The organism is Pseudoalteromonas sp. A22 (assembly GCF_018141345.1).
In the GTDB taxonomy this organism is placed as follows: Bacteria; Pseudomonadota; Gammaproteobacteria; order Enterobacterales; family Alteromonadaceae; genus Pseudoalteromonas; species Pseudoalteromonas maricaloris.
This window is the reverse complement of record NZ_CP047238.1, coordinates 826,191-846,851: the sequence shown is the minus strand read 5'-3', so window position 1 is coordinate 846,851 and position 20,661 is coordinate 826,191. Positions and strand designations below refer to the sequence as shown.

21 protein-coding genes and 1 pseudogene are annotated in these 20,661 nt (G+C 44.4%); 13 read left to right on the top strand and 9 right to left on the bottom strand.

Going from position 1 to position 20,661, the window contains the following annotated elements:
• Nucleotide 1: 1 nt before the first annotated feature.
• The 5 genes from parE to GSF04_RS08600 all read right to left on the bottom strand — a co-directional run bounded on the left by parE (nucleotide 2) and on the right by GSF04_RS08600 (nucleotide 4,360).
• Entirely contained in the window at nucleotides 2-1,891 is a 1,890-nt protein-coding gene (gene parE / locus GSF04_RS08620; protein ID WP_017216993.1) for a DNA topoisomerase IV subunit B, read from the bottom strand.
• A 77-nt stretch (nucleotides 1,892-1,968) separates the two neighbouring features.
• Nucleotides 1,969-2,532, bottom strand: a complete 564-nt coding sequence (locus GSF04_RS08615; protein WP_211859285.1) for a YqiA/YcfP family alpha/beta fold hydrolase — start codon at nucleotides 2,530-2,532, stop codon at nucleotides 1,969-1,971.
• Entirely contained in the window at nucleotides 2,517-3,293 is a 777-nt protein-coding gene (locus GSF04_RS08610) for a metallophosphoesterase (RefSeq protein WP_211859284.1), read from the bottom strand. The genes GSF04_RS08615 and GSF04_RS08610 overlap by 16 nt, the downstream gene beginning before the upstream one ends.
• Nucleotides 3,280-3,735 (bottom strand): DUF1249 domain-containing protein, encoded by a 456-nt coding sequence (locus tag GSF04_RS08605; protein WP_211859283.1) that lies wholly within the window; start codon nucleotides 3,733-3,735, stop codon nucleotides 3,280-3,282. Before GSF04_RS08605 ends, GSF04_RS08610 begins: the two co-directional genes overlap by 14 nt.
• A gap of 22 nt (nucleotides 3,736-3,757) precedes the next feature.
• Nucleotides 3,758-4,360 (bottom strand): NUDIX domain-containing protein, encoded by a 603-nt coding sequence (locus tag GSF04_RS08600; RefSeq protein ID WP_211859282.1) that lies wholly within the window; start codon nucleotides 4,358-4,360, stop codon nucleotides 3,758-3,760.
• A 247-nt stretch (nucleotides 4,361-4,607) separates the two neighbouring features.
• Between GSF04_RS08600 and tolC the strand changes: the two genes are divergently transcribed.
• From tolC to GSF04_RS08585, 3 genes are all read left to right on the top strand, one after another.
• Nucleotides 4,608-5,954 (top strand): outer membrane channel protein TolC, encoded by a 1,347-nt coding sequence (tolC, locus tag GSF04_RS08595; RefSeq protein ID WP_017216998.1) that lies wholly within the window; start codon nucleotides 4,608-4,610, stop codon nucleotides 5,952-5,954.
• Nucleotides 5,955-6,059: 105 nt separating this feature from the next.
• The gene (gene lpxL, locus GSF04_RS08590) at nucleotides 6,060-6,983 is read left to right on the top strand and encodes an LpxL/LpxP family Kdo(2)-lipid IV(A) lauroyl/palmitoleoyl acyltransferase (RefSeq protein ID WP_211859281.1); all 924 of its coding nucleotides are present in this window, start codon (nucleotides 6,060-6,062) and stop codon (nucleotides 6,981-6,983) included.
• Nucleotides 6,984-7,009: 26 nt separating this feature from the next.
• Nucleotides 7,010-7,618, top strand: coding sequence for a TcpQ domain-containing protein (locus tag GSF04_RS08585; protein ID WP_069020920.1), 609 nt, complete (start codon nucleotides 7,010-7,012; stop codon nucleotides 7,616-7,618).
• On the opposite strand, the pseudogene glnE reads toward GSF04_RS08585, so the two are convergent.
• Nucleotides 7,615-10,409: pseudogene (gene glnE, locus GSF04_RS08580) on the bottom strand (bifunctional [glutamate--ammonia ligase]-adenylyl-L-tyrosine phosphorylase/[glutamate--ammonia-ligase] adenylyltransferase). The gene GSF04_RS08585 and the pseudogene glnE overlap by 4 nt on opposite strands.
• Before the next feature lie 79 nt (nucleotides 10,410-10,488).
• Between glnE and GSF04_RS08575 the strand changes: the two are divergent.
• From GSF04_RS08575 to ruvX, 6 genes are all read left to right on the top strand, one after another.
• Complete coding sequence (locus tag GSF04_RS08575; RefSeq protein WP_039494457.1) at nucleotides 10,489-11,382, top strand: hypothetical protein; 894 nt, start codon at nucleotides 10,489-10,491, stop codon at nucleotides 11,380-11,382.
• Between the two features lie 11 nt (nucleotides 11,383-11,393).
• Nucleotides 11,394-11,891 carry a hypothetical protein gene (locus tag GSF04_RS08570; RefSeq protein WP_039494456.1) on the top strand — a complete coding sequence of 166 codons (498 nt, stop codon included), beginning with the start codon at nucleotides 11,394-11,396 and terminating at the stop codon, nucleotides 11,889-11,891.
• Between the two features lie 62 nt (nucleotides 11,892-11,953).
• Nucleotides 11,954-12,688, top strand: a complete 735-nt coding sequence (gene rsmE, locus GSF04_RS08565) for a 16S rRNA (uracil(1498)-N(3))-methyltransferase (protein ID WP_010379040.1) — start codon at nucleotides 11,954-11,956, stop codon at nucleotides 12,686-12,688.
• A gap of 57 nt (nucleotides 12,689-12,745) precedes the next feature.
• Nucleotides 12,746-13,705, top strand: a complete 960-nt coding sequence (gene gshB / locus GSF04_RS08560; protein ID WP_010379037.1) for a glutathione synthase — start codon at nucleotides 12,746-12,748, stop codon at nucleotides 13,703-13,705.
• Nucleotides 13,706-13,724: 19 nt separating this feature from the next.
• Entirely contained in the window at nucleotides 13,725-14,282 is a 558-nt protein-coding gene (locus GSF04_RS08555; protein WP_010379034.1) for a YqgE/AlgH family protein, read from the top strand.
• 42 nt (nucleotides 14,283-14,324) lie between these two features.
• On the top strand, nucleotides 14,325-14,774 hold the full coding sequence (gene ruvX, locus GSF04_RS08550; RefSeq protein WP_017217006.1) for a Holliday junction resolvase RuvX: 450 nt from the start codon (nucleotides 14,325-14,327) through the stop codon (nucleotides 14,772-14,774).
• A gap of 304 nt (nucleotides 14,775-15,078) precedes the next feature.
• Here the strand turns inward: ruvX and GSF04_RS08545 are convergent, their stop codons facing one another.
• The 3 genes from GSF04_RS08545 to GSF04_RS08535 are packed head-to-tail and all read right to left on the bottom strand — an operon-like array spanning nucleotide 15,079 to nucleotide 18,123.
• The gene (locus GSF04_RS08545) at nucleotides 15,079-15,963 is read right to left on the bottom strand and encodes a hypothetical protein (RefSeq protein ID WP_069020917.1); all 885 of its coding nucleotides are present in this window, start codon (nucleotides 15,961-15,963) and stop codon (nucleotides 15,079-15,081) included.
• Nucleotides 15,941-17,062: a PilT/PilU family type 4a pilus ATPase gene (locus tag GSF04_RS08540; protein ID WP_010607713.1), complete on the bottom strand. Its 1,122-nt coding sequence runs from the start codon at nucleotides 17,060-17,062 to the stop codon at nucleotides 15,941-15,943. Before GSF04_RS08540 ends, GSF04_RS08545 begins: the two co-directional genes overlap by 23 nt.
• A gap of 14 nt (nucleotides 17,063-17,076) precedes the next feature.
• Nucleotides 17,077-18,123, bottom strand: a complete 1,047-nt coding sequence (locus GSF04_RS08535; protein ID WP_010379026.1) for a type IV pilus twitching motility protein PilT — start codon at nucleotides 18,121-18,123, stop codon at nucleotides 17,077-17,079.
• A gap of 30 nt (nucleotides 18,124-18,153) precedes the next feature.
• Here GSF04_RS08535 and GSF04_RS08530 point away from each other — a divergent pair, with 30 nt between their 5' ends.
• The 4 genes from GSF04_RS08530 to GSF04_RS08515 are packed head-to-tail and all read left to right on the top strand — an operon-like array spanning nucleotide 18,154 to nucleotide 20,660.
• On the top strand, nucleotides 18,154-18,837 hold the full coding sequence (locus GSF04_RS08530; protein WP_211859280.1) for a YggS family pyridoxal phosphate-dependent enzyme: 684 nt from the start codon (nucleotides 18,154-18,156) through the stop codon (nucleotides 18,835-18,837).
• 13 nt (nucleotides 18,838-18,850) lie between these two features.
• Entirely contained in the window at nucleotides 18,851-19,672 is an 822-nt protein-coding gene (proC, locus tag GSF04_RS08525) for a pyrroline-5-carboxylate reductase (protein ID WP_211859279.1), read from the top strand.
• A 9-nt stretch (nucleotides 19,673-19,681) separates the two neighbouring features.
• Nucleotides 19,682-20,215 carry a YggT family protein gene (locus GSF04_RS08520; RefSeq protein WP_010379021.1) on the top strand — a complete coding sequence of 178 codons (534 nt, stop codon included), beginning with the start codon at nucleotides 19,682-19,684 and terminating at the stop codon, nucleotides 20,213-20,215.
• Nucleotides 20,216-20,225: 10 nt separating this feature from the next.
• Nucleotides 20,226-20,660, top strand: coding sequence for a DUF4426 domain-containing protein (locus GSF04_RS08515; protein ID WP_069020914.1), 435 nt, complete (start codon nucleotides 20,226-20,228; stop codon nucleotides 20,658-20,660).
• The last annotated feature ends 1 nt before the right edge of the window (nucleotide 20,661 follow it).

Genomic DNA, 20,661 nt, shown 5'->3' with positions numbered 1-20,661 from the left:
GTTAAACCTCTGCCTTATCTCCGTGCTGCTCAAGCCAAATTTTACGGTCGCCAGAGCGTTTTTTAGCTAACAGCATATCCATCATTTCGAGGGTTTGTTCAGGTTCATCTAATGTCAGCTGAACTAAACGTCTAGTATTTGGATCCATGGTGGTTTCACGCAATTGCAACGGGTTCATTTCACCCAATCCTTTAAAGCGTTGTACGTTGACTTTACCGCGTTTCTTTTCGGCCTCAATACGATCTAATATGCCCTTTTTCTCATCTTCATCAAGGGCGTAGTAAACTTCTTTACCAACATCAATACGAAATAGCGGCGGCATGGCAACAAAAACATGGCCCTTACGAACAAGCTCAGGGAAATGCTTCACAAAGAGTGCGCATAATAAAGTTGCAATGTGAAGCCCGTCAGAATCCGCATCCGCGAGGATACATACTTTGCCATAGCGCAAACCTGATAAATCTTCAGAGTCTGGGTCAATACCTAAGGCAACAGAAATATCATGTACTTCTTGCGAGGCTAAGATCTGTCCAGATTCCACTTCCCAAGTATTTAGGATTTTACCGCGCAGTGGCATGATTGCTTGAAACTCACGGTCTCGTGCTTGTTTTGCCGAGCCACCTGCTGAGTCCCCTTCCACCAAAAATATTTCTGAGCGTTCGGTTTCACTTCCAGAACAATCGGTTAATTTACCCGGTAAAGCAGGACCCGAAGTGACTTTTTTACGAACCACTTTTTTCGCAGCACGCAAACGTTTTTGCGCATTGCTGATACACAGCTCAGCAAGTAACTCTGCCGTTTCAGTGTGTTCGTTTAACCATAAACTAAAGGCGTCTTTGACAATGCCTGACACAAAGGTAGCGCACGAACGTGATGACAGCTTTTCTTTGGTTTGACCGGCAAATTGTGGATCTTGCATTTTAACCGACAAGACATAACTACAACGGTCCCAAACATCATCAGGCGTCAGTTTAACGCCACGCGGGATCAGGTTTCTGAATTCACAAAACTCTCGCATCGCTTCAAGTAAGCCTTGGCGTAACCCATTTACATGAGTCCCACCTTGCGCCGTTGGAATAAGGTTTACGTAGCTTTCAGCGATAGATTCGCCGCCCTCAGGCAACCAATGAAGCGCCCAATCAACCCCTTCGGTTGAGCCACTGAAACTGCCTGTAAATGGAGATTTCGGCAGCACTTCATAGCCTTCAGCGCTGTCTTTTAGGTAATCCTCAAGACCTGCCTCATAGTGCCATTCTTGCGTTTCTTTCGTCTGTTTATTTACAAAGCGAATTCTAAGCCCAGGACACAATACAGCCTTGGCTTTGAGCAAGTGGTTTAACTTAGTAATTGAGAAGTTAGCTGAGTCAAAATAACTCGCGTCGGGCCAAAAGTGTACTGAGGTGCCGGTATTACGCTTACCAACGCTGCCGGTCACTCTTAAGTCTTCGACTTTATCGCCGTTTTCAAATGCCATTTCATAGATTTGCGCATCGCGTTTAACGGTAATTTCGACCCGAGTAGACAACGCATTAACAACCGATATACCCACCCCATGAAGACCACCGGAGAACTGGTAGTTTTTATTGGAAAACTTGCCCCCGGCATGAAGCTTGGTCAAGATCAATTCAACCCCAGGCACGCCCTCTTCTGGGTGAATATCCACGGGCATTCCTCGACCGTCGTCGATGACTTCAAAGGAGTTGTCTTCGTGCAAGATCACGTCAATCTTGGTGGCATGTCCGGCTAAGGCTTCATCGACACTGTTATCGATAACCTCTTGACCTAAATGATTAGGTCTGGTGGTATCGGTATACATGCCAGGACGGCGCTTAACTGGCTCTAAGCCATTGAGTACCTCAATAGCTTCGGCATTATAGTTTTGCTGACTCATAGGCTAGTTCTAGTTATCTTTTTATCCGCTAGTATATGCACAACGTACAGTTTTGAGCAGAGCTTTGTGCATAAATTCTAATTTTTGATAGTTAAAAATTTGGTGATGATGTCAAAATAGCGTGGAAATTCAACAAAGCTATGATCCCCACCAAACTCAATAATTTGACGACAATGGCTATAATAACGCACCGCCTCTTCAAAAGGCAGCACCTCGTCGCCCGTTTGTTGCAATAATAGCAAGTTTTCTGGATTACTAAGCTGCTCGACATACATGGATTTTAACGCATCAATATGCTCATGCTGCAGCTCATAATGACAATCCTGATAAGGATTGTATTGTGGTCCAAGGTAGTCATTTAATAATGAAAAAGGCCTAACTGCAGGGTTTATCACCACTGCTTTACAGCCAAGGTGTTGCGAAAAGTAGGTGGCGTAATAGCCGCCTAACGAGCTACCTAATAACACAGTATCAGAATCAATGACGCTATCCAACTGTGCCAATGCGACTCTCGGGTCATAATGTAGTCTTGGGACAAGGTATGGCGTTTGTTTATCCATCATATATTCACCAAATGCCGTTGCTTTATAGGATAGCTCAGAGCTATTAAAGCCGTGAATATAAACTACTTTCCGAGCCATTTTACCTCTGTTGTTATAACGCTTTTACTAAATACGATGACACGATAAGCGGGACCCAAATCAGACTGACACCAGTCCTTTGTGTGCTTTTCAAATTGGATTGATGTTGCAGGCGTCGCATAGATAGGTAAAGTGCGAAATTGTTGTTGATATTCATTGTGCACATGACCATGAAATAGCCCTAAGACTTGCTCTGAGTCCACCAGCAAGTTTAACAGTGCAGGACCATTTTCGAGCATGTGTTTATCTAAATAGCCATCTATCGGCCGAGGATGGTGGTGAGCAAAAACAATCGTATTGTCGTTGATATTATCGTTAAGCTTGTTTTTGAGCGCCTCTAAATGTGACTTAGCGCACCATCCGGCGGGTGTTTCACCTTTTGAGTTTAACAGTAGCACCTGACCAAATGGACCTGAGATGCGCTTATGACAGACGATTTGCCCAGCACTTATTTCTTCAAGTAAAGCTAGCTCATCGTGGTTACCCGGCACCCAAAGCACAGTACATTGCAACTCACTCTCTCTCACTAAACGGGCAAACTCATGATAAGAAGCCGCACTGTGATCTTGTGTTAAATCACCGCCAAACACCACACAATCAAAATGCTCTTTTGCCATCGCTGCTAGAGTGCGTTTAAGGTTAGCGGCGGTATTTACCGCAAAGTATTCCCCACAAGGCGTGGCAAACAAATGACAATCCGTAAAATGGCCAATACGAATTTGCGCTTTATCGAATTGCAGCTCAAGATCAAACCAAGCCATTGTTTACATCCCAGTTTAAATGTACGCGGCCTTTTTCTAAACACACCATAAGCCAATCAGATAAAAACGCATTTATTTGATACTTTTCATCTTTTTGGTGCATATCAGGATTTGGGTAACCATAAGATGGCTTTATTCGACGATGATAATCACGGTGAATTACTTCAGCCACTTTAGCATCATGGTAGAGGCGCACAGACAACGAAAAGTGTGGCAGATGGGCGCTTACTGTCGCCATCTGCTCGATGTGAATGTCCGTTGTGTATTTACTGACTCCAGCTACGCTCAAACAGTAGCGCGCAGAGGCTAAGTCAATCACTCGACTCTCACCGACCACTTCTTCAGGTAGCAATTTTAGCGCCCGTAAATAATTACGTTCGCACAGCGTGATGTAACGGGGCAAAGATTGAATATACTGCTTTGAGCTCAGCACTTGTGACAAAAATACGACTCCTAAACTGCTTCTATATCCGCGCTTTATTTAATGCCAACCATTGTAGACTAATAACAGTGGCAGCGTTATCGATTTCCTCATTATCAAGGCGTGCAAGGGCTTCATCAAGTGGCATCACATGCACTTTGATATCTTCACCTTCTTCAGCCAGTCCATAAACCCCACCCGCTTCAGATAAATCAGCAAGCGCTAAATACAAATATAGTCGCTCTGTTGTACCACCTGGGCTTGATAAATAAGAGCGCATATAAATGAGCTTATCCAGCTCAAGCCCAGCTTCTTCTTTTGCTTCTTTTCTTGCAACAAACTCGTAATCTTCGCTCCCTTCTGCCATTCCTGCAATGCACTCCAAAAGCCAAGGGGAATTTTTTGAAGCCAGCGCCCCTATGCGAACTTGCTCAATCAGCAGCACGCTGTCTGTAATAGGATCATACGGCAATATTGCAACCGCATGACCACGCTCTAATATCTCGCGAGTTATCAGCTCTGATACGCCGCCATTAAATAAGGCGTGAGTAAATTGGTACTTGTGAATGGTGAAAAAACCATTGAAGATTGTTTCTATTGAAGAAACATTGACGTCGACTTTGTTGAACTGACTCAAAGGTTTCATAAAATAATCCTGTATTTTTTAATAGCAACGGTTTAAAAGCTAACCAATCGCCCTTATAGTAGGGTCATACCTGAATAAGTAAACGAAGTCGTTTACCTTTAACTTTTTCCACTTTACAATACCCAAGTGGTATTAATATATTCTGTTACACTTGTTGGCGATGTTTTACGCATTTGGTCTTTAATTGGGCCGCAAAAACAGGGTAACATGCTGACAGTATAAAAATTGTCTAAGGACTGAGCGAAAAATGAAAAAAACTCTACTATCATTAGTTGTTGGGTTGTCGTGCGCACTTTCAAGCAGCCTGTCCCACGCGGAAGACCTACTGCAAGTATACGACATTGCAACGGCTAACGATCCTACCGTATTAAAGGCTAAAGCGCAGGCTGATGCGCAAAAATATGCACAAGACCAAGCGTTAGGCGTATTGCTACCTCAGCTTGGCTTTCAAATGAGTTACACAGACGTAAACTCTGAAGGTCCATCGAGCCAGCAAAATGACTCAACAGGCTATACCATGTTTGAGTCTGACACTGACACCTTTCAGCGTTCAATCTCCCTAAACCAAACCATTTTTAATATGGCATCTTGGCAGGGGCTATCGATCGCTGAAAAACGTGCAATGCAAGCATCGACTCAATATGAGCAGCAAAAGCAAACTTTGATTGTCCGTATTGCTGAAGGTTACTTTAATGTGCTAAGCGCGTTAGATAGCCTAGAGTTTGTACAAGCCGAGAAGCGTGCTATTGAACGCCAACTAGAGCAGACAAAACAGCGCTACGAAGTAGGTTTAACTGCAATTACAGACGTGCATGAAGCAAGAGCGCAATTTGACCGTGCAGTTGCAGACGAAATCATAGCAGGTAATGCGGTTGAAACAGCACGTGAAACATTACGTACAATTACGGGTAAGTATCACGCTAAACTAGACAAGCTAAATACTGAAACCTTCTCAACGGTTAAGCCTACGCAAAATACCAATGATTTTATCGAGATTGCAAAAGCGAAGAACTTAGACCTTCAAGTCGCTAAATCCGCGGTAGACATCGCAAAAGATCAAATTGATTTAGCTAAAGCTGGACACTACCCAACACTAAACTTAAACGCTACTTATTCTGATTCTTTAGCTGACAGTGCAGGTAGACAACATGCTCCACGTAGCGACAGAACTTCGGTAGGCTTAACGTTAGACGTACCAATTTATACTGGTGGTCAAACCGTTGCGGCGACCGATCAAGCTCGCGCAAACTTTGTTGCTAGCAGCGAAGATATGGAAGCGGCAATGCGCAACATGACGCGCTCGGTGATCACGTCTTATAACCAAGTGGTTTCAGACGTTGCAACTTACCGTGCGCTAGAGCAAGCGGTTGTTTCAGCAGAAAGTGCATTACAAGCAACTGAAGCGGGCTTTGATGTAGGTACTCGTACCATCGTGGACGTACTCGTGAGCACGCAAAACCTGTATAATGCGAAACGTAACTTAGCTGATATTCGTTATCGCTATGTACTTTCGTCGCTGCGCTTAAAACAAGCAGCAGGTACACTGTCTCGTACCGATCTTGAAGCAATCAACCAAGGTTTAATTGAAGGCTAAGTACTTCGATTATCACCTCTGAAAAGGCCAGCTATGCTGGCTTTTTGTATTTTTACAGCAATATAGATAAACTAGCCGCTTCAATTAAGTCTTAGGTATATTACTTTGGTTACTCACTCACCTTTCAAATGGTCATTCTTAGCACCTAAATTTTGGCTGACTTGGCTTGGTGTTTTCGCCCTGTATTTAATCTCATGGCTCCCGCAAGGTGTTCAATTTGCACTGGGTAGAGGCCTTGGACGTCTAGTCCATAAATATATGAAACGTCGCCGTCATATTGCTGATGTCAATTTGAAACTTTGCTTTCCACACCTAAGTGAAGCAGAACATAAGGCTATGCTACTAAAAAATATGGAAAATACCGGCATAGCAACACTTGAAACGGGGATGGCATGGTGGTGGCCAGAGTGGCGCATCAATCAGGTGGTGGGCTCGATTAAAGGGCTAGAGCATATTGAAGCCGTGCAAAAGCAAGAAAAAGGGGTACTTATGCTGGTTCCCCATATGTTGCATCTTGAGATGGCAAGCCGAGTACTAGGCACTAAAGTGCAAGGTGTTGGCTTTTATCGCCCACACAATAATCCACTTATGGAGTTTTTTATGACCCGTGGGAGACTGCGCTCAAATGAGTATTTAGTCACCAAGCGAGACGTTAAAGGGTTATTGAAAACGCTCTCGAGCAAACGCGTTTGTTATTACCTGCCTGATCAAGATTATGGCCGCAAGCGCTGTGAGTTCGCACCTTTCTTTGCGGTTCCTGATGCTGCAACAACAACTGGTACTTTATTATTTTCTGCTAGCAAAAAGGCTGAGACTTTAAGCTTACACTGTACGAGAGATGCAAAAGGGATGTATCATTTAGACATACAACCTATTTTAGAATCATTCCCAAGTGGCAATGATCTTGCAGATGTTACTCGCGTCAACGAGAGAATGGAGCAAGCAATCAATTGTGCGCCGGATCAATATATGTGGGTGCATCGTCGCTTTAAAACGCGACCTGATGAAAAGGCACCTTCGTTTTATTAGGGCCTAGAGTCTTGGAGTAGTTTGAAATGGCTAAGAAGAAAAAAAATAAATTATCGTCAATCTGGTTTTGGACTAAACACCTATCACTAGGTGTGTTACTCATTTGGGCTGCCTACTATTTTCTTTTTGGTGCCTCTAAAGACATGAACTTTAGGGAAACCACCAATGTTGCAGCGCAAGGCCTGTCGCAATTTTACGAAAGCTTTAGAAATAGCATGAGCAATCGTGATACTGATCGTGAAAAGTACGTTATCACACTTGGCAAGCCCACCTATCCTCTTGATGACGCACTCGCGCAAAGAGCGCTTGCTGTTAAGCCATCTAACCCTAAATGGACAGGTGAAAAACAACCAAGACGCTTTGATACTGGCGATACCTTAAAAGATGTGCTTACCAAGCAAGCCAAAGAAGAAGGTGTGGAACTGTTTTGGTATCTAGAGCGTGATTATGTGGTTAAATACAACTTCCGTCTTGATACCGACTTTGTTTCTGCACTCTATCAGGTTGGAACGGCGATAAATGACGACTTTGAGTTTCAAGTCTATACATTTTTCTGTCCGCGAGAGCGTGCTGCGGTTATCACCGAAAACCCTCCCGTTTACGTACGTGAAAACTGCCGTAAGCTAGCGGGTTAAGCAAGTACCCGCTGCCAAACTTGAGTGACTTGTTGTGCGTGTTGATCAAATGCTTCACGCCCAACAACCCTACCTAATTGGTTTAAGCTATTAAAATGGTATTGATCTCTAAACAAACAATATGCAGAGATTAAGTGCTTCATTTCATCCCCATCAATCACTCCAACTTCACCCGCTTGCTCTAAAATACGTATATTATCTGGATAAGTACAAAGTGCTGGATACTGACTGCTATATCGCAACACAATGTACTGACTGATAAATTCAATATCCGTCATGCCGCCAATTCCCTGCTTTAAGTCAAAGTGACTGTCACTATCTTGGTTAAGGTGGGCTCGCATTTTTTCACGCATATTGCGAACATCTTCCGCTAATTTAGGCACGTCTCGCTGCTGCATTAGTATTGCATGGCGTATTTCATCAAATCGTGCGGCCATTTTCGGCTCACCCAACACCATACGAGCTCTCACTAGCGCCTGATGCTCCCACGTCCAAGCTTGCTCTAACTGGTATTGGTAAAAACTTTCTAGATTGATAGCGAGTAAGCCCGAGTTTCCTTCAGGGCGAAGTCGAGTATCTAATTCGTAAAGCATGCCAGAGAGCGTTTTGGTATTGAACAAATGCATTAAACGCTGTGCCAGCTTCATATAAAACTGTCTTGAAGAGATAGGCTTATCACCTTGAGTTTGGCTTTCGCCGTCACGATTATGCACAAACACTAAGTCTAGATCTGAGTTGTAACCGAGCTCATATCCCCCGCCTTGCCATACGCTATTACAGCAAAGCCTTTTTCTTCTATTGTTGCACCTTCAGGCGCGCCAAAACGCGCGACCATGTGCCCCCAAGCAATATCGACGGCTTTTGCGATAATCGCCTCAGCAAGCGCAGTTAGATGATCGCTCACCTTCATAATATCCAACACGCCAGTGGCGTCTGCAGCCGCGACTTTTAGCTGATGCGTTTGTTTAAATTGTCGCAGTGCTTCCATCTGTAGCTCAACATCTTGCTCATCTATACGCAAAAATGCTTGTTGGATCTCATTTTTATAGGCCGTTAATGGCAAAGGTTTATAGAGAGTTTGTGGGTCGATAAGCTCATCAAGGAGGATCGGATACTTCGCAATATGCTCAGCAATCCACGCGCTATGACAACAAAGCTTGATAAGTTGAGTCAACGCACCGTGATTTTCATACAGTAATTCCAAATATGCTGTACGAGAAGCCACTTTATTGATCACACTGAGCACGCGAGCAAGTGCCGGCTCCATGTTTTGTTTACTGAGCTCTCGTAGCAAGGCAGGCATTAACTTATCGAGAATATCGCGACCACGAGTGCCCGCCTGCTTTTTACTTAGTCCTTGTTTAAACTCCATCAAGTCAGTTTGCCAAGTCTCAAAGCATGGCGCAGCTCGGCACTGACCTAGCTGAGCGATTTCTCCCGTTTGCCATGCATAAACCGCGCTGTCGTCTTCATCTAACTCATCTTCAGGCGGTTCACCAATGACTTGACTAAACTCAGCCCGGATATGCTGCGTCACAACCTTTAGCATTTGCTCGACTTCAGCGTAATCGTTACATTGCAATAAGTGGCTCAGGCGCAGACAGTCTAAGTTGTTGTCGGGTAAAGTTTGCGTTTGTTTGTCGTCAAATGCTTGTAGATATTGCTCAACTTTACGCAGCACTAAATAGTTCTCATGCAGACGGTTTTTGACCTCAATAGGGACAATCTCAAGCGTTTCAAGCTCTTCTAACGCCTGTAACAATGAAGGGGTTTGTAATGGCGTTTCGCGACCGCCGCGTATCAGTTGCAAAGCCTGCACAATAAACTCTACTTCTCGAATGCCACCAGCGCCCAGCTTTATGTTATTCGTTAAGCCTTTGCGTCTCACCTCTTGGGCAATCATGTTTTTCATCTTTCGCAGTGAATCTATCACAGAAAAGTCGATATAACGGCGATAGACGAACGGCCGGATTAAGTCGTAAAACTCTTGCCAATACAGCGACGGTTCACCAATTGGCCGCGCCTTTAACATCGCATAGCGCTCCCATTCTCGACCTTGATCTTGATAATAATCTTCCATCGCGGCATAGCTCATTACCAAAGGACCACTATCCCCAAATGGTCTTAAACGCATATCAACTCTGAATACTTGGCCATCAATGGTAACTTGATTAAGCGCTGAAATAAGTTTTTGTGCCACTCGAGTGTAAAATACTTGCGCCTCAATGCTACGCCGGCCACCGGATGTGTCGACACTTCTTGGATAGGCAAAGATCAAATCGATATCAGAGGAAAAATTCAGCTCCTTACCGCCAAGCTTCCCCATGCCTAATACCGTCATGGGTATCGAGTTACCAGCCACATCTTTTGGTGAGCCTGATTGCGCTTCTACGCTTAAGTACGCCCATTGATAAGCATTTGAAATCAAAGTATCGGACAACTGCGAAACATAGCTGATGCTGTCATCAATCTCATTGCCTGCAACCAAATCCAGCCACATCACTTTAAGCCAATACTTTAAGCGATAGTGACGCAGCTGCTGCCAAGCTTGTTTCTCTTCAACCAATGGCGCGGAGAAGTCAAACACATCAGGACAGTCGCGCATTTGCATCTGCGCATCATCGAGCAACCAAGCTCCCCACTCAGGAAATCGTGCAAGCGTACGCTCGGCAAAATCACTCAACGCCAGTAACCGTGCCAGTTTGGGCTCCATCGGCGCATCACCATAAATCATTTGGTAACGCTCTTGAGCAAGCGTATTCAGCGCTGCTTGAACAAACAATTCCGACATAAAAAACTCCACGGTAGGCTGGCTCTCTTTGTGAGCAGTGTTATAGTAACTCTATCTAAAACACAACCTTACACCGAGTATGAGTTATTTGTCTTTAAACAATATCAACTTTTTAGCGATTTTGATTTGCTTTGTCATTGTCTGCGGTTTAACTATTTTGCTGCGCTTAATGATCCAGCGTAGCGCCAACAATCTCCTAGATGACGAGCTCGCACAACGTGACAACTTTGCACTTGGGATCAGCTATGCCAGTCAAGTGACGATGCTGTGTGTTTGTGTTGCATACTTATTCAATGATTTAGGTGTGGTGAGAGCGCAGGCACACCCTCTGCAAGTGGCCTTACATATTGGGTTGATCATTGCCTTTGTATACTTTGGCCAATGGATCCATCGCAAATGGATTTTGTATCAGTTTGACGAAGAAGAAGCGATTTTAAAGCAAAATATCTGCGCCGCGATGGTGGACTCCGGCATGTTACTCGGTAACACCATTTTGGTGCTTGGTTTATATCATTGGGTGCACCCGAAAGGCTGGAGCGATCTATTAGTCGTAGCCCTTGGCTTTATGCTATTACAGCTGCTTTATACACTAGATAGTAAAATCAGAGAAAGTCGCTTTGCCAGGTTTAACCAAGGTGCTTCTTTACAACAAAATTTTAATCTCAGAAACACTTCGATTGGTATTCGTTATGCGGGCAAATCCATCGGCCTCTCTTTAGCCATGTATGCGGGACTACACAGCGCTCCCTACCATGGAGCAAAAGTGGTAGAAAACTTGTTTTCGGTTGTCATGCATTGCGGTGTAATGTGGCTTTTTCTTTACATTGGTAGCTACGTATTACTGCATTTATCCTTACCTAAGGTCAATATTGGGTTAGAAGTAGACCACCAAGATAACGTTGGCATCGCATGTCTGGAGTTTGCGGTTTTCTGTTCCATAGGCTATTTACTTATTAACTTGTTTTCGGTGTAACGCAATACTGCATGAATGCTTTAAGTGATGGATTTTTACTGGTAGATAGCAATTGGGATTTTAGCCAAGAACTCGTCGAGCATTTGCAAAACGTGCGCTCTAGCCAAGCCAGTAATATTATTATCGCAGGTGACAACACCAAACAAATGCTCAAGATGATGTTTAAAGAGCAAATAAAAGACTACTGTTATTGTGACTTTGACAATGAAATTAGCGTTTCTGAACTTGCCAGCTATTTGCATCGTCACCATAACATTCATGCCGTGTTGCTCTATTCTCTGGACTATCATTTAGCCACCGAAGAGCAGCGCTTTATTTTTGATTCTCTTCACCCTCACCGGTTTTTAATCGAACAATCCCCACAAGGTTTTCAGATCACTAAACTGCACTCACAAGCATTAATCAATCACTTATCTTGTCATCCGGATACCGCTGGCCTCCCCGACCCTGACTTGATGCTTGCCAAGCTCACAGGGTTACTTTGCGGTAAAGCTAAAGTGGCAGGATGATGTAGACTAACCGTGCGCGAGCGCTTACCATTGCCACAAAACAGCAACTGAATAATCGAATTATGCGTATTCCACATATTTATCAAGACTCGCCTTTGGCCATTGGTGTGCCAGTTACTTTGGATGATGACGCCGCAGGACATATAGGCCGAGTGCTTAGAATGACAACCAAAGATAAAGTCAGCCTGTTCAACGGACAAGGCGGCGAGTACCTATGTCAATTAAGTGAAGTTGGGAAAAAGAAAGTTGTTGCTGTACCTGAATCATTTGAAGACAAAAATGTAGAATCTCCACTAGCCATACATCTTGGGCAAGGGATTTCTCGCGGTGATAAAATGGACTTCACAATTCAAAAGTCGGTAGAGCTGGGCGTGAGCGAAATCACCCCTTTGTTTACCACACGCTGCGGCGTTAAATTAAGTGGTGAGCGTCTAGCAAAAAAACACCAGCAATGGCAAAAGATAGCAATTGCCGCGGCCGAGCAATCTGGACGTAATACCATCACTGTTATTCACCCGCCGATGGAGTTGTCTGAGTGGCTTGCACAGCAAAGCGACGAGTTAAAAATCACACTACATCCTCGCGCCGAACATTCAATAAAAACACTGCCATATACCCAGTCTGGGATCCGCTTTTTAGTGGGGCCTGAAGGCGGCTTTACCGATGAAGAGCTAGACGCCACCGCTCAACAGCGGTTTGTGGATGTCCGTTTAGGCCCACGTGTACTACGTACAGAAACCGCAGCGCTAACGGTACTGAGCGCACTACAGCTGCAATTTGGCGATTTAGCACTTTAAATACACAGAGCAACCCCCATATCATGGGTAAACTCAGCAAGCGCAATGGGAGCGTCTATGACAATTAAATTAGGGATCATTTCCGATCCTATCAGTGGCTTTAACATTAAAAAAGACACCGGGTTTGCCATGATGCTGGCGGCACAGCAGCGCGGCTATGAATTGTATTACATGGAAATGAATGATCTTTTCTTGTACCAAGGCGTTGCCAAAGCGACCGCAGCAAAAGCGCAGGTATTTGACGATACTTCCCATTGGTATGAACTAGCTGAGAAACAAGAAATCGACTTAGGCGACCTTGACGTTATTTTAATGCGTAAAGATCCGCCTTTTGACACTGAATATATTTACGCCACTTATATTCTTGAGCGCGCTGAACTTGCGGGATCGCTTGTAGTAAATAAACCACAAAGCCTCCGCGACGCCAATGAAAAGCTCTTTACTGCGTGGTTTAGTGAACATACTCCAGATACTTTAGTTACGCGTAATCAATCACAAATTCGCGAGTTTTTAGCTAAACATGGCGATATCATTCTCAAGCCTTTAGATGGGATGGGCGGCGCGTCTATTTTTAGAGTGAAACAAGATGATGCAAATATTGGCGTGATCTGCGAAACGCTTACCGAACATGGTTCTCGCTATGCGATGGCGCAAAACTATATCCCAGCCATTAAAGACGGTGATAAGCGCGTGTTAGTGGTAGATGGTGAAGTGATGCCATACTGCTTGGCTCGCATTCCACAGGGCGGTGAAACTCGTGGTAATCTCGCGGCAGGTGGCCGTGGTGAAGCAAGACCTATTAGCGAATCGGACCGGAAAATTGCCGAAGCCATTGCCCCAACGTTAAAGGCAAAGGGCCTGATATTCGTTGGCTTAGACATCATTGGCGATAAGCTTACCGAAATCAATGTCACCGCACCAACTTGCGTGAAAGAAATTGAAGCGGCATATGACATTTCAATTATGGATAAGTTTTATGATGCGATCGAGCGAAAACTCGACCATACTAAAAACTAACCATTAAGGGGGTCTGGTTATGAAATCACTCGCTAATCACTTTTTAGTGGCAATGCCCAGCATGGACGACCCTTTTTTCAATCATACGGTAACCTATCTTTGTGAACACAGCGAAGATGGTGCGATGGGGTTGGTGGTAAACCACCCTATCGATATCACCGTGGGCGAATTGCTTGATCAAATTGATATCGATAACGACAAATCTAGCCAAGCGGCTAAGGTAAATATCTACGCCGGTGGGCCTGTTCACACCGACAGAGGTTTTGTACTACATACGCCAAAGTTTGGTTACGCCTCAAGCCAAGAGCTTAGCTCCGAAATTATGATCACCACATCAAAAGATGTTTTAGCCTCTTTAACGTCATCACACTCTCCCGAAGGTTTTATCATCACCTTGGGCTATGCTGGATGGGTAAGTGGTCAACTAGAGAAAGAACTGAAAGAAAACACTTGGTTAGTCGTCGAGGCAGACCCCGAAATCATATTTAATACGCCACCCGAAAAGCGTTGGGAAAAAGCAGTACAAATGCTTGGTATCGACGTTGCACAATTAAGCTCGCAAGCGGGTCATGCGTAACTAGCCTGTCATTTTGAGCTTAGGTTAATAAACGAAGTATTCATGGAAAACAAAAAAGAGAAAGTGCCTAAAGGTAAACGTAGCGTCATCGGGTTTGACTTTGGCACTAAAAGTATCGGCTTGGCTATCGGCCAAGAAATCACTGCAACCGCATCAAGTTTAGGTGCTGTAAAGGCAAATGATGGTATTCCAAATTGGGATGACATCGCCGTATTTATTAACGAATGGCAACCTGATTTATTAGTGGTCGGTCTACCGCTGAATATGGATGGTACCAATCAAGATTTAACATTCAGGGCAAAAAAGTTTGCCAACCGCCTGCATAACCACTTCCGGTTGCCGGTAGAAACACAAGATGAGCGCTTGACGACAGCTGACGCCAGAGCACGCTTATTTGAACAAGGTGGCTATAAGAACCTCGCAAAAGGTAAGGTAGACGGCATGTCCGCTTGTATTATTCTCGAAAGCTACTTTGAAGCAATGTGGGAATAGCCTGACTAACTCTTGGGCCTGTTGAGCTTTATTTTCCACCAAGTGAATTGATATTTATACACGGCGTAGTCGGTGTAGCGATAACACACTAAAAATATCAATCTAGCGCCGACCTTTAATATCAAAAATTCAGTACTGATATTAAAGGTACGGCTAACTGTAAAAGTCCATCATATTTAACGGACTCTCAACGCTTTCAATCACCAGCAGTAAGGCAACTCTTATTCCTCTAAACACTATGGTGAAATCGCCGTTTTTGTACAGCTAGCAAAGCAACTCTAGCCGCGAGTAGGCGTATAAATGACTAGCGAAGCTCCTGTGCAGGGTTTACGACTTGGTACTTATTCAAATCAGGTATTAACCCTGCTTGCTGATACGCGCTAGTGATCCGGCCTTGCTCACGTAGTATTGCAAGGCCTTTTTGTAATGCAGCAAACGCTCGTTCACCTTCAGGGTGAAGCCGAGACACCGCAAAATGTCTGCTGTCGTTTAACAGCACGACTAGATGCTCATTAGCAATGAGCTCAACATCTTCCAAAACAAAGCGATTATCTAGCTTCGGCATAAGCGGCATCAACATGAAGTCGACCCAACCTTTGCTCACCATACGCGCTTGTGACATCCAATCTGGTTCAGCATGAAGCTGTTTAAGCGGAAGTGACTCCAAGGTCTGCCAATCGGTCTGCCACTTAGGGTTCGATACCGAAGTTAGCTGGGTGAGCCCTTGCTCCGCTTGTAGCTGCTTTACTTTTTGATTATCTATCCCGTGATAAATACCAGCAAAATACTGACCTTTTTGAATAACCGGCTCACTGATAAAAAGCAGCCGACCTTTATTTTCAAGGTCTGCTTTCCAATAACTATCAAAGTGAAGTAGTTGTTCCCCTTTTTCAAGCAAATTGGATTCACGAAAACTGACAAAGCCTGGCGTAAAAATAAATGCTTTGTCGAAGCCACCTTTTTGCAAGGCTTGCTGTGCTATCACCATATCGACAACATCACGGCGTAAATACTGGCCACTAAAATCGGTAATTTTTGTGACGTCGCGTTCACCAACAAAACGTTGATAATCAGCGAGGACATCATCTCTAATAAAAACATTAAGTGCTTCGCTGGCATTAAGTACTCCAGCAAAGCTCAGCACAAAAGCGAATAGGTAGCTGCGTTTAGTTCTTCGAATCCAACCCATCTACCGTAACCCCTTGTAGGAAGCCCGCACCTTTTTGTTCATTATTTTGCAGCTTGATCATCAAGCGCAGATCGTTTGGCGAGTCAGCATGATGTAGTGCGTCGGCATAGTTGATCCGCTGCTGCTTATAAAGCTCAAACAACGCTTGATCAAAGGTTTGCATGCCCATGTCTTTCGATTTTGCCATTGCCTCTTTAATCGAGCCAATATCGCCTTTTTTAATAAGCTCGGCAACGAGTGGGGAGTTCAGTAACACTTCAATGGCCGCCTCTCGACCTTCGCCTTTTGAAGAAGGCACTAGTTGTTGCGCCACAATAGCGCGCAAGTTCAGCGCCAAATCGTACTTCAGTTTATCGTGCTTTTCTTTGGGGACTAAGTGCATGATACGGTCGATGGCTTGGTTAGCATTATTGGCGTGTAAGGTTGCAACGCATAAATGCCCCGTTTCAGCAAAGCTCAGTGCATACTCCATGGTTTCTTGCGAGCGAATTTCACCAATTAAAATAACATCTGGCGCTTGGCGTAATGAACTTTTTAAGGCAGATTCAAAACTGTCAGTATCAATGCCCACTTCACGCTGAGTAATGATGCTTTTTTGGTGTTGATGCACAAATTCGATGGGATCTTCAATGGTCAAAATATGGCCACGTTGGTTACGATTGCGATAACCGAGCAGTGCAGCAAGCGAGGTTGACTTACCCGTGCCCGTACCACCTACAAATAACACCAAGCCACGTTTGGACATGATCACATCGGTCAATACCGACGGCAAACCTAGCTCATTGACATCGGGAATCGCGGTAACGATACGGCGAATAACCATACCCGCACAATCTCGTTGCCAAAATGCAGAAACACGAAAACGCCCGATATCATTGGCAATCGCAAAGTTACACTCTTTAGTGTTAAAGAATTCTTGCTTTTGCTTGTCGCTCATAATCGAGGTAACAAGATTCAGTGACTGCTCGGCATCTAAGCTTTCTTCACTTAACGCTCTAAGTTCGCCATCGATTTTGGCGCTCACCGCAAGCCCTGCCGAAACGAACAAGTCGGATGCTTGCTGATTGGCCATCGTTTGCAAAAATGGTTCTATATTCATCGCTACACCACTACTTAATAGCCGCTATTAAACTGATTTTTGTCATGCGCTTTTGCACGCGCATCTTGCTGTGTGATCAAACCACGGTTTAATAAATTTGTAAGGCATTGATCCATGGTTTGCATACCGTGCATTGCACCGGTTTGAATTGCCGAATACATCTGTGCAATCTTGTCTTCACGAATAAGGTTACGAATAGCAGGGATCCCGAGCATGATTTCATGCGCTGCTATGCGCCCGCCGCCAACTTTTTTCACCAGTGTTTGTGAAATCACCGCTTGTAGCGACTCTGACAGCATAGAACGCACCATGTCTTTTTCTTCACCTGGGAACACATCCACAATACGGTCGATGGTTTTAGGTGCTGAGGTAGTATGCAAAGTACCAAATACTAAGTGACCTGTTTCCGCGGCAGTTAGCGCTAAACGAATGGTCTCAAGATCACGTAATTCACCAACTAAAATAACGTCTGGGTCTTCACGGAGTGCACTTCTCAGCGCCGCGTTAAAGCTGTGCGTATCTCTATGTACTTCACGTTGGTTAATAAGGCTTTGCTTGTTGTCGTGAACAAATTCAATCGGGTCTTCGATGGTTAGAATATGGTGATGTTTGTTGTTATTAATATAATCCACCATCGCAGCCAGCGTGGTTGACTTACCAGAGCCTGTCGGGCCGGTTACCAATACTAAGCCACGTGGGTTGTCGGAAATTTTGGTAAAAATGTCTGGTGCCCCCAAATCATCTAAGCTCAGCACTTGATTTGGAATGGTACGGAACACCGCAGCAGGACCACGATTTGAATTAAAGGCGTTAACACGAAAACGCGCCAGATTTGGCACTTCGAACGAGAAATCTACCTCAAGGTTTTGCTCATAGTCACGACGTTGATTATCATTCATAATATCGTAGATGAGGCTGCTGACGTCTTTTGCTTCTAACGGCGGGATATTCACCCGACGTACGTCCCCGTCAACACGGATCATAGGGGAAACACCCGAAGAAAGGTGTAGGTCAGATGCTTTGTGTTGAACACTAAAAGCCAATAATTCTGTAATATCCATTTATAACTCCACAATGAGCACTAGTACTATATGGTTACAATAGCAGAACGCTTAGATAACGCCTACGGCAGGATAGAAAAAGCCAAGCAAAACTGTCAATTCAGCGAAACAGTACAATTACTCGCGGTTTCTAAAACCAAACCTATCGCCGATATTGAGGCTGCGATTGCGGCAGGTCAAACCCAATTCGGTGAATCTTACGTACAAGAAGCGATTGATAAAGTTACCTATTTTAAACAAAACAAAGCGCTTGAATGGCACTTTATTGGTCCAATCCAGTCCAATAAATCAAGATTAGTCGCCGAAAACTTCCATTGGGTACAAAGCGTGGATAGAGAGAAAATCGCACGCAGGCTAAATGAACAAAGACCAACAAACTTAAAGCCACTCAAGGTGCTGTTGCAGGTCAATATTAGCGGTGATGACAACAAATCAGGTTGTCATCCCGATGAGATTGATACGCTGGCGCAGTTTATTAATGACTGTCGTCAATTGGAGCTTCGTGGCTTGATGACTATTACAGAGCAAACCGATGATAAACAAAAGCAATTACAATATTTCCAGCAAATGCGCGCTTGCTTTGATAGACTAAAGGACCAATATCAACAGCTAGATACCTTATCGATGGGAATGAGTGGCGATTTAGACACTGCGATTGCAGCAGGCTCCACTATGGTTCGCATTGGTACTGATATTTTTGGCAAACGACAGTGAGGTGAATAACACAATGTCAAACAAGACAATTGCATTTATTGGAACGGGAAATATGAGCTATGCCATTATCGGTGGTATGATCAAAAGTGGCTTTGACGCGCAGTCTATTATTGCCACCAACCGCAATGCAGAGAAACTTGCCAAAGTCGCAGAGCAATTATCGGTAAGAACAACACAAGATAATCTAGAAGCAGTCGCCGCGGCTGACGTCATTGTCTTGTCTGTAAAACCACAGATGATGGCCGAGCTGTGTCAGACCTTTCAAGATGCAGATATTGATATTAGCAATAAACTGTTTATCTCTGTCGCCGCTGGAATTACCGTTGCACGACTGAGAGAAATGCTCGGCCAACCTGTAAAAATGGTGCGCTGTATGCCTAACACGCCATCACTGCTCGGACGCGGTGTGTCAGGCCTGTATGGCGTCGACATCAGCGATGAAGAAAAAGACTATGTTGAGCAAGTATTTTCATCCACAGGTATTGCCCTGTGGCTTGATGAAGAGTCGAAAATCAACGACGTTATTGCGGTAACGGGTTCGTCTCCAGCGTATTTCTTCTTATTTATGGAAGCCATTGAAGAAAAAGCTAAAGCCCTAGGTTTTAGTCCTGAGGAAGCCAGAAAGCTTGTGCAGCAAACTGCACTAGGCGCGGCTGAAATGGCATTATCGCAACCAGATATTAGCATTGCTCAGCTACGCGCTAACGTCACCTCTAAAGGTGGCACAACCCACGCAGCCGTTGAGCATTTAAAAGCACAGCAATTACCAAAAACCGTAGCGGACGCGATGGATGCATGTATCGCGCGCGCTGAAGCAATGGAAAAAGAAATCTAAAGGTGACCAATGAATGCCATGCAATTTTTAGTCGGGATCGTATTTGATCTATTTTTAATGGTCGTATTACTACGATTCTGGTTGCAGCTTGTCAAAGCGGACTTTTATAACCCGCTAAGCCAAGCGGTTGTTAAAGCAACCTCTTTTGCCGTGAACCCACTGAGAAAAATCATTCCGGGTGTGGGCGGTTTAGATCTTGCCTCTTTGGTGCTGGCATTCATTATTGGTTTTGCCAAAATGGCGACGCTGATGGCGTTATTCGGTGGTTACTTTGACGCTTTAGGCGCGCTGATTGGTGGCGCTATTACGGTAGTAAAAGAAGCATTTAGTTTGGTGTTCTGGATCCTTATTATTCGCGCCATCTTAAGTTGGGTAGCGCAAGGCTACAATCCAGTTGCCGCCGTGTTCGAGCAATTAACAGAGCCGATGCTAAGACCTATTCGTAAGGTTATCCCACCGCTAGGTGGACTGGACTTATCTATTTTAGTCCTAATTATCGGCATGCAATTTTTGCAGATCCTAATGATGGATTTACTGAGATAGGAGCATCCAAATGAAATCATTTATTATTGCGTTAATGATGCTGCTTGCACCAATCGCATTCGCTCAAGATGAACAAGGCGGCCAATTTAAAGACTTAGGTCCTTGGGAAGTGCATTATATCGCCTTCCCGTCTACCTTTGTTCAGCCCACAATTGCAAAAGCGTATGGCTTAATTCGTAGCGGTAACAAAGCGATTGTGAATATCTCGGTCTTGGCCGACAAGCCAGGAAAACCCGCAGTTAAGGCACGCGTTGCAGGTAGCGCCAAAAACTTACTTGGTAAAACCGTGCAGCTAGAGTTTAAAGAAGTCGTGGAAGGTGAGGCAATATACTATCTTGCCCAATTAGATTACGACGATGAAGATATTTTTCGCTTCGACATTGAGATCAGTGAAGGTAAGCAAAGCCGCAAACTCACGTTCTCACAAAAGTTTTATGTAGAGTAGA